Below are 12,057 nucleotides of genomic sequence, written 5' to 3'. Positions count from 1 at the left end.
CGCTTGCTCCGCCGCGCTGTACGCGCCCCGCCTGGGCTGATATGCTTTTCGCCATTGGGACGGTAAACGGCAGCTCGCCAACCGACTTTTTTGCAAGGCGGCCTTCTGATCGGATCTCGATCCCGCTGGCGGTTCTACGCATTGCTTCGATATAACGCCAAAAAAATTCGCCCATGGCTGCCGCGTCCCCCTTCACATTGGGAGATGTGCCATGGCTGCATCGGACTGGCGTCTCGAAGGCGAATGGATGAAGAATTGCAACTGCGCATTCGGCTGCCCCTGCGATTTCAACGCGCCGCCGACCCAAGGCTATTGCAAGGGGCTGGTCGCCATGCGCATTGCCAAGGGACATTTCGAGGGGACCAGGCTTGACGGTCTCTGCTTCGCGATCACGGTCGATTTCCCCGGAGCGCTGCATGAGGGCAACGGGACGATCCAACCCATCATCGACGAACGCGCCACGCCGGAGCAGCGCCAGGCGTTGTTCGAGATCTTTTCGGGCAAGCATTCTGCCGAGGGCACGCTATTCCAGATCGTCAGCCTGATCGTCACCAAGATCCACGATCCGGTGTTTGCGCCGTTCGAGTTCTCCTTTGACAAGGACGGACGCGTCGCCCGGCTTGTCGCCCGGGGCGTGCTCGAGACCGACGTCGAGCCGATCAAGAACCCGGTGACGGGTGCTCCGCACCGCATTCAGGTCGTGATGCCCGAGGGCTTTGAGCATAGGGCTGCCGAAATCGCGTCCGCCAATATCCGCTCGACCGGCGCGATTCCATTCGAAGCCCGGGGCACGCACAGCTCGCTTGCCACCGTCGTGCAAACGCCCGACGGCGTCGCGATGTGATACTGCGCTGAAATCGAGAGATCGGGGCGGGCAAGCCCATGCACGGACGCTTCCTGCTGGAACACCTGCTTCACCGCGACCGCCTGATCGTTGCGATCGGGACCGCTGCCGTGGCGGCGCTCGCCTGGGCCTATCTCGCCAGCGGCGCCGGCATGGACACCGAAATGATGGCCGTCATGCCGGACATGGCGCCGATGCCGTGGACGCCGCTCTATGCGGCGCTGCTGTTCGTGATGTGGTGGGTGATGATGGTCGCGATGATGGCGCCGAGCGCGGCGCCCACCGTCCTCTTGTATGCGACGGTCAAGCGCAAGCAGGAGACTGCATCCCGCGCCGCAATGGACGCCTGGATATTTCTCGCCGGTTATCTCGTGACATGGGCGGGGTTCAGTGTCGTTGCGGTCCTGGTGCAATGGGCGCTCGAGCGCTTCGGCTTGCTGTCGATGGCGATGGCAAGCACCAGCTCGATTTTGGGCGGCCTCATTTTGCTTGCCGCAGGGCTCTACCAATTCACGCCGCTCAAACGTGCCTGTCTGCGTTACTGCGAGAGCCCGCTGATGTTTCTCAGTCGGCATTGGCGGCCCGGTACGAGAGGGGCATTCCACATGGGATTTCGCCACGGCAGCTATTGCGTCGGCTGCTGCTGGTTCTTGATGGCACTGCTGTTCGTCAGCGGAGTGATGAATCTCGTCTGGATCATCGCCATCGCGCTCTATGTCGCCGGTGAGAAACTGCTGCCGTTCGGCCCAAGGCTGAGCCATGCGGCAGGTGGGGCCCTCATCATGTCCGGCACGATCATGCTCGCACGCGCGATGTGAGAAACCACCGTGGCACGGCAGGCGCTGCGAAAATGCCATTCTCAAATACGCCGATACCGCCAAGCTGCTCAAACCAGCCGGCTTCCGTGGTCTTACGGAGGTCGTTAGCTGGACAATTGAGCCTTTTCCCAACCGAAACTTAAGGCTGTTGCTTCTAGGCTCGCGCTCCGGGATGACGACAGTGCCGGCTTGCGCCGTGGCGTGAGGCGAGCATCAGAACATCGTGCCTGTCCACGATGTCGCGCGCGCCGCTGCCTGGCGCCGGGCGTGGCTGACACGCTGCTGAAGATCGACGCGCCGGCAGGACATCACCACCGACCGCACAGCCCCTTGGCGCCATTTCACTTCAAATCTCAAATGCTTTGAGACGATGGGCGCCGGATCGCGCTCATTGCGTTAGCGCCGGATGCGAACACGACCGATTTCGGCGGCGCGGCTCACTTTGTCGTGTCGGCGAGACGCAGATTGGGCACGCCCACGCCGCGGACGCGGATGGGTGCGGGCAACTCGCCTCCACTGACATCGAGAACGAAGCCGGTCGCGTCGGGGCGCAGGCGGAATTCGACGGCCATGCCGACGTTGCGCCAGTCCGAGGTCTCTCCATCGTCGACATAGAGAAGGCCGGAGCCACCATGATCGGGTGACCCGAACACGATCGCTGTCAGTCCCGTCCCGTCTTCGATCGGAACGATCGCGCCGGCGCGTGCGAACACCGGTAGCCGGCCCAGAGGCGCTGCGACGGTGATGGTTCGCCCGCCTTCGAACAGCGTCCCGTCATGCCAGTCGTACCAGCCGCCGGGATGGGCGGGCAGATAGACCTCGCGCGTCGTCGCCCCCTCGTCCAGCACCGGAGCGACCAGGAGATCGCGGCCAAGCATGAATGCGTCCTCGACGGTCGCTGCGATCGCGTCCGAACCGAACTCCCACAACAGCGGCCGCACCGGCGGCAGGTCCTCCAGCGCCGCACGCCACATCTGCGTGTAAAGATATGGGATCAGGCTGTGGCGAAGCTCCATGGCGGATCGGACCTGTGGAAGCACGCCGGGATGCATCCAGGGGGTGTTGACGATGCCGCTCGCCTTCCAGGAATTCATCACCATGCGCGGCCACAGCGCGCAGAACTCGACGAAGCGGCAAAACAGTTCCGGGCCCGGCGATTCGCCATGGAAGCCGCCGACGTCGTGGCCGATGTTGTAAAGCCCCGACAGGCTCATGTTCAGGCCCTGGATCAGATTGTAGCGCAGCGTCTTCCAGGCGGTTTCGTTGTCGCCGCTCCAGGTCTGACCGTAGCGTGCGATGCCGGCGCTGCCGGCGCGCGTGATCGTATAGGGGCGCTTGCCAGGCGCCTGCGCGGCCTGGGTCTCGTAGGCGAGCTTGTGCATCAAGAGCGCCTGCCCGGGGCGGGCGAGTCCTTGCTGAAACGGCCGGCCGTCGCCATTGCAGATCGCATCCTCGTCCCAGATCTCGTATTCGTTGTTGTCGCTCCAGACCGCCGTCACGCCAAAGGCAAGCAGCGCGTCGCGGATGCCATCCGCCCACCACTGCCGGCCTTCGGGATTGGTAAAGTCGACGTGGAAGCCGAGGCCGTCCCAGAATTGCGCGACCGCCGGCTCGCCGGTCTCGCCGTCAGCGACCAGTATGCCGCGCGCCTTCGCTTCATCGAGCCGTGGATGATCATCGAGCAGGCAGGGCTTGATGTTGGTGACCGGCTGCATGCCGGCCGCCTTAAGTCGCGCCATCGTCGCCGCCGGATCGGGGAACTTGTCACGGTTCCAATTGAAGACGTAGCGACGGTTGCCGATCGAAGTGTAGCCAGAGCCGAAGTGAAAGCTGTCGCAACGGATGCCGTTCCGCCTGCAATCCTCGATGAAGGCGGTGATGCGCGCGTCCGCGTCCGGCGCGTCGGCGATGGTCATGGTCGTCATCGCAAAGCCGAGCGTCCAGCGGGGCGCGAAGGCCTGTCCGCCGGTCAGCCAGGAAAACCGCCGCGTGACCTCGGGCACCGTCGGTCCGGCGAGCACGTAATAATCGAGGTCGCCATCCTCGGCACGATAGCTGCGGAACAGGCCGTGGTAATTGTCGATGGTGCAGCCGAGGTCGACCGAGCCGAGCGCGAGATTGTCGTAGAAGATGCCGTGCGCGCCGCGGGCGCCGTCGACGATGAAGAACGGAAGCATCTTGTAGAGCGGATCGGACAGCTCGGCGTCGTAGCCGCAGGGATCGACGGCATCGATCGCGAAGCGCCGGCCGGTTCGATCGAGCGGACCGGCCTTGTCTCCGAGGCCGTAATGGCGTTCGCCTTCGTGCCGTTCCATCGCATGCAGCAACGCGGTGGTCTTGCGCGACAGGAGATAGGCCTGGGTCGGCCGGTCCTGCAGGAATGGCTGCTGCTCGCCGGCGCGGTACCACGCGATGCCGAACGGATCGAGCCGGATTTGAGCGCGAAGACCCGTAGCGGCGAGCGTGACAATGCCGCCATCCTCCGACACGGTCGCCGCCGGATTGGCAAAGCCGGAGATGTCGTCGCGTAGCCTTCCCTCGAACGGCGGCTCGGTGCGATCAGGGGCGATCGCCCAGCCGCGATCGAGCCGATAGCCCTCCGGCCGGCGCAGGGTGACGCGGCCGATGTCGCTCTCGAGAATCGCGATGCGCAGCGTGGTGAGCGGGGTCGCCGCCGGCCCGGTCGCGAGGTCGAAGAGCGCGGCGTGGCCGTCGAGGCCGCGGAAGCGGCCGTGGGTCAGGGCTTTCATTTGATCAGACTCCGGAGACGATCACGGCCGGGCGAGAGCCGCGCCGGCCGCGTCGAAGATATGCAGATGGTCGGGGGCGAAACGGATCGCGATTGCATCGCCGCGGTCAAACCGCGACTGGCCATCCTGGCGCAGCGTGATCTGCGGCAGGCCGGGAGCCGTGGCATAGATGAAGGTCTCGCCGCCAAGCTGCTCGACGAGATCGACGGTTGCGGCGAGCATGCCCGTGTCGGGCGCGACGTCGATATGTTCGGGGCGGATGCCGAGCGTCACGCGGGCGCCGGCGGTGAGGCCGGAAGCGGCGCGGGGCAAAGCGATTTCACGCTCGCCAACGCTCGCGCTGAGCATGCCGTCATCGGACATCACGGTCGCGGGCAGGAAGTTCATGCGGGGAGAGCCGATGAAGCCCGCCACGAAGGCGTTCACGGGCCGGTTGTAGAGCTCGAGCGGCGAGCCGACCTGCTCGATCCGACCGCCGTTGAGCACCACGATCCGGTCTGCAAGCGTCATGGCTTCGACCTGATCGTGCGTGACATAGATCATCGTGCCGCCGAGATTGGCATGCAGAGCGGCAAGTTCCTTCCGCGTCGCGACGCGGAGTTCAGCGTCGAGGTTCGACAGCGGCTCGTCGAACAGAAAGATCTTCGGATCGCGCACGATGGCCCGGCCGATGGCGACGCGCTGGCGCTGGCCGCCGGAGAGCGCCTTGGGTTTGCGGTCGAGATAGTCCGCAAGACGCAGCATGGCGGCGGCGCGACTGACGCGCGCCTCGATCTCTTCCGGCTTCAACCCCATGTTCTCGAGCGCAAAGGCCATGTTCTTGCGCACGCTCATATGCGGATACAGGGCATAGGACTGGAACACCATGGCCAGCCCCCGCTCGGAGGCAGGCAGGTGGGTGACCCGCTCGCCGTCGATATGGACCTCGCCGCTCGTGACGTTTTCGAGGCCGGCGATGACGCGCAGGAGCGTCGACTTTCCGCAGCCGGACGGGCCGACGAAGACGACGAATTCGCCATCCTTCACCGCGAGATCGATGCCGTGCAGCACATCGATGCTGCCGAAGGATTTTCGCGCGGCCGTGAGTTTCAATTCAGCCATGGTGGATAGCCCGATCGGTCATTTCATCCCCGTCGAGCCGATGCCCGTCGTGATGAAACGCTGGAGGAACACGAAGACGAGGGCGACGGGAGCGAGCGTCACGACCGTCATCGCAAGGAGATAGTGCCACTGGGTCTGGAGTTCGCCCTGGAACGCATTGAGCGCGATCTGCAACGTGTAGACCTCGGTCTTGGTCAGGACCGCGAGCGGCCACAGGAATTCGTTCCAGCGCCACATGATCGAGAAGATCGCCAGAACTGCCAGCGCCGGCAGGGTCAGCGGCATGACGATGCGCCAATAGATCTGCCACTCCGATGCCTTGTCCATCCGCGCGGCCTCGATCAGATCCTTCGGCAATGTCAGCATGTATTGCCGCAGCAGGAACACGCCCGTTGGCGTCGCGGCACCCGGCAGAATCACCGCCCAAAGCGAATTGGCGAGTCCGAGCTCGGTTATCACCAGATAGACCGGCACGAGGATGATGGTCATTGGGATCATCAGCGTCCCGATCACCGCCAGCGTCGCCGCCTGCTTGCCGGGGAACGCATAGACGGCGAGCGCATAGGCGGCCATGGAGTTGATGAGCAGCGTGATCAGCGTGGCGACCACCGTCACGAAGACCGAATTGAACAGGAAGCGCAGGAAGGCGAAGCGCTGGAGCGGCTCGGTGTAGTTCTCTGTCGCGAGTGCGACGCGGCGCACCGGTTCGCGCTTGTCGATCGCCACGCGAAACTGCTTCGAGGGATCGGCCGGATCGACCATCTGGGCGACAAGCCCGATGCGCCGAACCTGCGCCAGCTCGCGGACCGAGCCGTCAGGAAGCGTCGTGCGGAAGAGAGGCAGCTTCTGCGGCTGGCCGGGCACCGTCACTTCGACCTGCGCGAAGGGCAGCAGCGACGGCGGAAATTCCAGCAGCGCGCTCTGGGTCTTGAACGATGACAGCACCAGCCACAACACCGGGCCGAACATCAGCGCGACGCCGAGCGCGAGATAGGCGTAGGCTGCGACGTCGGTCCAGTGCAGCGGCCGTCCGGGCCCGTTGCGACGTTGACCAAGCAAAACCGCAAGACGCATGGCGGCTACCTCAGATCTCTTTGCGCCGCGCGGCGGCGAATTGCAGGAGCGTCAGGACGAAAAGGACGACGCCGAGCACGACGGACGCGGCGGCGGCGAGGCCGAAATTCTGCACCTGGCTGGCGAAGCCGGTCTCGTAGATGTACTGGACGATCATCAGCGTGGCGGTGCCGGGGCCACCGCCGGTCAGCACGAAGACTTCGTCGAAGGTCTGCGCACCCTTGATGAGCGCGAGCACGATCACGACGATCATGTTCGGCCACAGCAGCGGTAGCGTGATGTGTGTCAGCACGCGCCAGCGCGGGGTCGCATCCATCTCCGCCGCCTCGTAGAGGTCCGCCGGGATCGCCTGAAGGCCGGCGAGCAGGATCAGCGTGTAGAAGCCCATATGCGCCCACACGGATACGAACACCGCCCAGAACATCGCCCAGCTCGGATCGACGAAGAACAGGATCTTCTGACCGCCGAGTGTGGTGATGGCGGCGTTGAGGAGCCCGTCGCGCTGCAGGATCCATTTCCAGATCAGCGCGACGACCACGGGCGATAGCAGAACCGGAAAGAAATAGACGGCACGGAAAAAGCCGCGGCCACGGATCTTCATGTTGAGGACCAGCGCAGTGACGAGCGAAAACGCCACCATTGCCGTCACCTGAAACACGACGAACTTCGCGGTATTGGCGACGCCGCGCCAGAAGTGGTCCTCGCGGCAGGTCGCCGGATCGAGATAGGAGCCGCAGTCGAACAGATGGGCGAACTGTTCGCCGCCGACATAGGGGCGCTGCGAGGGAAACAGGGCGGTGCCGCCGGTCACCGAGAACACGACGTTGATGCCGATCGGCAGGAACACGAACAGGCCGAAGAAGACGAAGTTGGGCAACAGGAACACATAGGCCATGCGCCGCGCGCCGATCATGCGCTGCAGCCGTCGCATCGGCGGATCGAACAGACGCATCGCGACGTCCACCGGCAGGACCGCGACGCGCCGGAATTCCGCGAGCGCTGCCGCGGCGATGCCGGGCTTCGGCACGGAGGCGGACGGAATGTCCGACATCGCGGTGATCCTTCGCTCCTGTGCCGTCACTTCTTGTTGCGCTCGGCGATCTGCTGCGCGACGTCCGCGGTGATGCGCTTGTAGGCGTCTTCAAGCATCGTTTCACCGGAGACCGCCTGCCCGAGCCGGCTGATGACGGCGTTGAAGATGATCCGGCTGTTGATGTAGCCCTGGGTCCGGTAAGCGAGCGGCGAAATCTGGGCCGCGCTTGCGGTGAAGACCTTCAGCGCCGCGGCGGCTTCGGGGCTGGCCGTCGGATAGTCGATGCCTTTCTTCGCCAGACCGAGGTGGCCGGGCACGAACAGCGAGCGCGCATAGAACTCCGCCAGCACGGGTTCGCTCGCGAGATATTCCATCAGCCGCGCGACTTCCCTGGGATGCTGGGTCTGCTTGAAAGCCACGAGACCGGCGCCGCCCGGCATGCTGCTGCACCCGCCCGGTCCGCAGGGATTGGGGACCGCGACCCAGTCGAAGGCGTTGTCCACGGTCTTGGCGAACTGAGCGGTCTGCCACGATCCGGACAGGTACATCACGACCTGCGCGTTCTTGAACTCGTCGTTGGCGCCGCGATAGGCCGTGCCGGAGACCGAGCCCCACAGCTCCTTCGACATGACGCCGGACTTGTGCCAGTCGTAGACGAGCTGCGCCGCGCGCTTGAAGCCCTCGTCCACGACATCAGGCTCGCCGTTCGCGTCGAAGACCTTTGTGCCTTGCGACACGGCAAGCGCATAGAAGCGATGGCCCGAGCGGTCGAGCGCGAGCGGGAACGGCGCCTGGACCTTGCCCGCAACCTCCTTCACCGCCTTCGCCCAGTCCTCCCAGGTCGACTTCTCGCCGGGTATCGCGACCCCGGCCTGCTCGAACAGGGTCTTGTTGACGAAGGGGCCGGTGACGGTGAGCTGGGTCATGAAGCCCGGAATGGCCTGCGGGTCTCCCGCCGGGCGCATCCATTCGAGGAAGGGGCCGAAGTTCGTTTCCCAGTAGCCGGGGTCCTTCAGATAGGGGCGCATATCGAGCGCGTAGCGCGACAGGCCGCCCATATCGACGATACGCGCCATGTCGGGACCCTGGCCGGAGGCGAGTTGCACGGGCAGATTCTCGTTGATCGCCTTGTAGGGCACCTGATCGAGAACGACGTCGATGTCCTTGTTCTGGTCGTGAAATCGCCGCAGCAGGTCGGCCATCACCTCGCCCTCGTTGCCGTCCGAGTACCAGGCCATGCGGAGCACTGTCGTCTCGGCCGACGCCGGGCCGCCGAAAACGGCGGCGGACAGAAGGGACAGCACAAGAGATGCGATAACGGGCTTGACGGCGCGCGCGATCATTTTTCCTCCGTGCTCGCCGGTCCAGTCGGACCGCGCGAGATAGGCGCCGCGGGCCCGTTCTTCGACGGATCCTCTGGCGCAGGTGTTTCCTTCCGTATCAGCATCCACTTGGGGGTCTCCCAAAGGGCAAAACCAGTTTGGCAAACGTTTGCCTAGCTGTCAATCTCGGTTTAAAACGTGTTGCCGAGTCTCGGAACGGGGCTCGACTGTGGCTATAGCTGCAATCGGACCAGCCCCGGGGAGGCCGATGCCGGAAGACGTCTCACTTGCTACAGTCGCCGCCAGGGCCGGCGTCTCGGTTTCGACCGTCTCGCGGATCGTCAACGGTGAGATGCGCCGCGCCTCCCCAGCTACGGTGGCGCGGGTGCTCGGTGCGATCGAGGCAGTAGGCTACCGGCCAAACCCGGTGGGACGGGCGCTCAAGAGCGGCCAAAGCCAGCTTGTTGCGATGATCGCGGCCAATCTCGACAATCCGGCCATGGCGACGATCGCAAGCTCCACCGAGGCCGCACTGCGCGAGGCCGGCTACGTGATGGTCCTGTGCGATACGCACGACCGCCCCGAACTTCAGGACGAATATCTCTACGCGATGCGGGCTCAGATGGTGCGTGGCTATGTCCTCGTCGCGGCGGTGCCCAGCCCCGGGTTAAGTGAGCTTTCCGCGTCCGGCGCGCCGGCGGTGTTCGTGAACCGCCGGAATCCGACCGGCGCCGGCCCGTTCGTCGGAATCGACGATTGCGCGGCGGGTGCGACCGTCGCCGACTATTTCGCCGATCTCGGACGGCGAGCCCCGGCCGTTGTTTTTCCCCTGCTGAGCTCGTCTGCATCGCGGGACCGCGTGTCAGGCTTTCTGGCCCGACTGCGGCAGCGTGGATGGTCCGACGAGGCGATCATCCGGGCCGGCGGGGAAGGAGGATCGCATCTCCAGATCGGCTATGATGCCGGCGCGCGAATTTTCGCCGGCCGCGACACGCCGGACGCCATTCTCTGTGTGAGCGACCAAATCGCCTACGGCGTGAACCGGCGCGCGCTCGAGCGCGGCCTGAAAATCCCCGGCGATTGCGATCTGGTCAGCATCGACGGCACGCCGCTCAACCAGTGGGTCGCACCCTGGTTGAAGTCGATCGAAATTCCTTACGCCGTCTACGGGGCGGAGATCGTCGCGGGCCTGCAATTGATCTGGCGAGGCGAACCCTTTGGCCAACGCCTGCTTCCCTACAAGTTCGGCTGATGCCCGACCAGTGGATCCGGCTTGCGTCCCGATCGTGTTTCGCGTCCAGGCCCGTTCCTGGCATCACGCTTGCTCAGTCCTGACCAAAGCCAGGCCTCAGCAGGGAGGCCGTTTCAGGGTGAGGCAAGTGATGCAGGAAGTGTCCCGTTCTGGTGCTGCCGGAGAACTCCGGCTCGACGCATTGATCGCCGATTTATGGTGGCGCGTTCGGCTGCTCAACACCGACATTCTCGAGGAAGAGGCCCGCGCCGGGGTGTTCGACGCGCAGCAGCCGACCTATCCGCTGCTCGCAGCGAACCTTCGCGCCCGGCGCGACAATCTGGTCGCGACGATCGGCGTGCTGGAGCAGCGTGCGAGATCGACTTCGGAAGCGGCTTGAGGGCGGACTCCGCGCCTCACTGGCTGGAGCTCCCCGTCTTCCTCCCGCGCCCAAGCGCGAATTGGCCGACTGCGCCCTCGACGTGGAATTCGAGTCCCGTCGTTTTCGCAAACAGATCGATGTTGCCGGTGCCGATGGCGCAGCCGCCGAGGTCCATATCGGTTGCGGCCAGATAGAATGTCTGGATCAGGCAGCCGACATCCTTCAGGATCAGCGAATACGCGATCGAGGAGTACTTCCAGGAGATCCGCCCGAAGCGCGCGGCGATCGTGATCAGGATTTGCGGCGGAGCGGATGCACCCATGGCAAACGCGGCGGCCATTGAGAGCGCCTGGAGCTGATTTGCGGAGGCGTCGATCGCGACCAGCGCATGGCCGCCGGCATCGTAGTGATAAAGCCCACGCGCCAGCCCCTCGCAGTTCGACACCGCCAGGTACAACTCAAGCTCATACGCGCTGCCTGCCGCCGGATAAGGTCTCGAGCTGTAGCTGACCTCAAGGCCACCGTCGAAATCTGCCTCGCCCTTCCATTCCGACAGCACGCGGGCGGTCGTGTCGAGAAACTGCGCGAGCTCGGGAAGGGTGATCGGATGCCGGTCGTCGAAATCCCGTGTCGAATGACGCTCGCGCAACAGTTTTGCGAAGGGCGATTTCGGCTCGGGCGCGCCGAGTTTGCCCAGCGCGATCGTCTTGCCGGGCCAGCGCGGGCGCACCGCGGGCAGCGGCGGAACAGCCCGCGCATGGAGGTAAGCGCCGCCAACCGGATTGACGTGCCGGCCCTCCGTGCTGCGGGTGTGAAACACGAGATCGTGGAAATCCCAGAGCACGAGATTGCGGTCGCCTTCGGTCACCCCACCGCCGTCTGCGCCATTCGCACCGAGCTTGATCAGCATCTCGCTGTCGAGCAGCAAGCCGAGCAGGTCGAGGTTCAGGGAGGCGCCTTGACTGCGAAGCCTGCTGATCTTTTGCGGCCGCGAGAGGGCGGCCAGCGTGGCGGCGATGGCGGGATCGCAAATCCGGAACAGTGCGCCGGCGCGCGGCGATTCCAGCACCATCTCATTGCCGCGCCGGCGCAGATAGGCAAAGCGCGACAACACGATCGTATCGCCGCTCGATAGCTTGGCGCGTTGCGGCCAGTAGTCGGCGATCTGCGGTTCGATGATCACCAGGTCTTGCGCATCGCGGGGAGAGAACAGGCGGTAGTCGAGAAGCCCGTGCCGCGCCAGCCGCTGCACCAGACCATGAACCTGCTTCGCGACCACGCTCTTGCCAGCAAGCGATGCGAGCGGAAGGGCGGTCGCGAGATGCCCGGCCCGGGCAATCGCCGCCGCGCTGAATTGTCCGAGGCTGACCGAATAATCGCTGGAGACAGCGGCAATGCTTCCGTCGGCCTGCATCTGCAGGGAGAAGCGGCCGTTCAATCGCGCGGCGATGATGGGGGCGCTTGTCCTCGTCGGCTTTTTCCGGGGTGCGCGCAACGAGGCC

Annotated in this window: 10 protein-coding genes; 4 read left to right on the top strand and 6 right to left on the bottom strand. The window is 64.8% G+C overall.

Annotated elements, in window-relative coordinates; genetic code table 11:
- The first annotated feature begins 211 nt into the window (after positions 1–211).
- A complete protein-coding gene (locus JJC00_RS34955) occupies positions 212–844 on the top strand; it encodes a DUF1326 domain-containing protein (protein ID WP_200470275.1) in 633 nt (210 codons plus the stop codon).
- A gap of 38 nt (positions 845–882) precedes the next feature.
- Positions 883–1,662, top strand: coding sequence for a DUF2182 domain-containing protein (locus JJC00_RS34950; RefSeq protein WP_200470274.1), 780 nt, complete (start codon positions 883–885; stop codon positions 1,660–1,662).
- Between the two features lie 437 nt (positions 1,663–2,099).
- On the opposite strand, the gene JJC00_RS34945 is transcribed toward JJC00_RS34950, so the two are convergent.
- The 5 genes from JJC00_RS34945 to JJC00_RS34925 all read right to left on the bottom strand — a co-directional run bounded on the left by JJC00_RS34945 (position 2,100) and on the right by JJC00_RS34925 (position 9,071).
- A complete protein-coding gene (locus JJC00_RS34945; protein ID WP_200470273.1) occupies positions 2,100–4,412 on the bottom strand; it encodes a TIM-barrel domain-containing protein in 2,313 nt (770 codons plus the stop codon).
- A 21-nt stretch (positions 4,413–4,433) separates the two neighbouring features.
- Positions 4,434–5,513 carry an ABC transporter ATP-binding protein gene (locus tag JJC00_RS34940; RefSeq protein WP_200470272.1) on the bottom strand — a complete coding sequence of 360 codons (1,080 nt, stop codon included), beginning with the start codon at positions 5,511–5,513 and terminating at the stop codon, positions 4,434–4,436.
- Between the two features lie 18 nt (positions 5,514–5,531).
- Positions 5,532–6,587: a carbohydrate ABC transporter permease gene (locus JJC00_RS34935; protein ID WP_200470271.1), complete on the bottom strand. Its 1,056-nt coding sequence runs from the start codon at positions 6,585–6,587 to the stop codon at positions 5,532–5,534.
- 10 nt (positions 6,588–6,597) lie between these two features.
- The gene (locus JJC00_RS34930) at positions 6,598–7,539 is read right to left on the bottom strand and encodes a carbohydrate ABC transporter permease (protein WP_246774311.1); all 942 of its coding nucleotides are present in this window, start codon (positions 7,537–7,539) and stop codon (positions 6,598–6,600) included.
- Between the two features lie 125 nt (positions 7,540–7,664).
- A complete protein-coding gene (locus tag JJC00_RS34925) occupies positions 7,665–9,071 on the bottom strand; it encodes an ABC transporter substrate-binding protein (RefSeq protein ID WP_246774030.1) in 1,407 nt (468 codons plus the stop codon).
- Between the two features lie 139 nt (positions 9,072–9,210).
- Between JJC00_RS34925 and JJC00_RS34920 the strand changes: the two genes are divergently transcribed.
- Entirely contained in the window at positions 9,211–10,194 is a 984-nt protein-coding gene (locus JJC00_RS34920) for a LacI family DNA-binding transcriptional regulator (protein WP_200470269.1), read from the top strand.
- Between the two features lie 130 nt (positions 10,195–10,324).
- Positions 10,325–10,573, top strand: a complete 249-nt coding sequence (locus tag JJC00_RS34915; protein WP_200470268.1) for a hypothetical protein — start codon at positions 10,325–10,327, stop codon at positions 10,571–10,573.
- Between the two features lie 16 nt (positions 10,574–10,589).
- Here JJC00_RS34915 and JJC00_RS34910 read toward each other — a convergent pair whose 3' ends face one another.
- Positions 10,590–11,969 carry a SagB/ThcOx family dehydrogenase gene (locus JJC00_RS34910; RefSeq protein ID WP_200474333.1) on the bottom strand — a complete coding sequence of 460 codons (1,380 nt, stop codon included), beginning with the start codon at positions 11,967–11,969 and terminating at the stop codon, positions 10,590–10,592.
- Between the last annotated feature and the right edge of the window lie 88 nt (positions 11,970–12,057).

The sequence above is a fragment of the Bradyrhizobium diazoefficiens genome (genome assembly GCF_016616885.1).
GTDB lineage: Bacteria > Pseudomonadota > Alphaproteobacteria > Rhizobiales > Xanthobacteraceae > Bradyrhizobium > Bradyrhizobium diazoefficiens_F.
The sequence above is the reverse complement of the archived record's forward strand: the minus strand, read 5'-3'. Positions and strand labels throughout refer to the sequence as shown.

Bases quoted from the DNA above. Each gene is read 5' to 3' on its own strand.
- JJC00_RS34955 (WP_200470275.1), top strand. From the start codon at position 212: ATGGCTGCATCGGACTGGCGTCTCGAAGGCGAATGGATGAAGAATTGC.
- JJC00_RS34950 (WP_200470274.1), top strand. From the start codon at position 883: ATGCACGGACGCTTCCTGCTGGAACACCTGCTTCACCGCGACCGCCTG.
- JJC00_RS34945 (WP_200470273.1), bottom strand. From the start codon at position 4,412: ATGAAAGCCCTGACCCACGGCCGCTTCCGCGGCCTCGACGGCCACGCC.
- JJC00_RS34940 (WP_200470272.1), bottom strand. From the start codon at position 5,513: ATGGCTGAATTGAAACTCACGGCCGCGCGAAAATCCTTCGGCAGCATC.
- JJC00_RS34935 (WP_200470271.1), bottom strand. From the start codon at position 6,587: ATGCGTCTTGCGGTTTTGCTTGGTCAACGTCGCAACGGGCCCGGACGG.
- JJC00_RS34930 (WP_246774311.1), bottom strand. From the start codon at position 7,539: ATGCGTCTGTTCGATCCGCCGATGCGACGGCTGCAGCGCATGATCGGC.
- JJC00_RS34920 (WP_200470269.1), top strand. From the start codon at position 9,211: ATGCCGGAAGACGTCTCACTTGCTACAGTCGCCGCCAGGGCCGGCGTC.
- JJC00_RS34915 (WP_200470268.1), top strand. From the start codon at position 10,325: ATGCAGGAAGTGTCCCGTTCTGGTGCTGCCGGAGAACTCCGGCTCGAC.
- JJC00_RS34910 (WP_200474333.1), bottom strand. From the start codon at position 11,969: ATGCAGGCCGACGGAAGCATTGCCGCTGTCTCCAGCGATTATTCGGTC.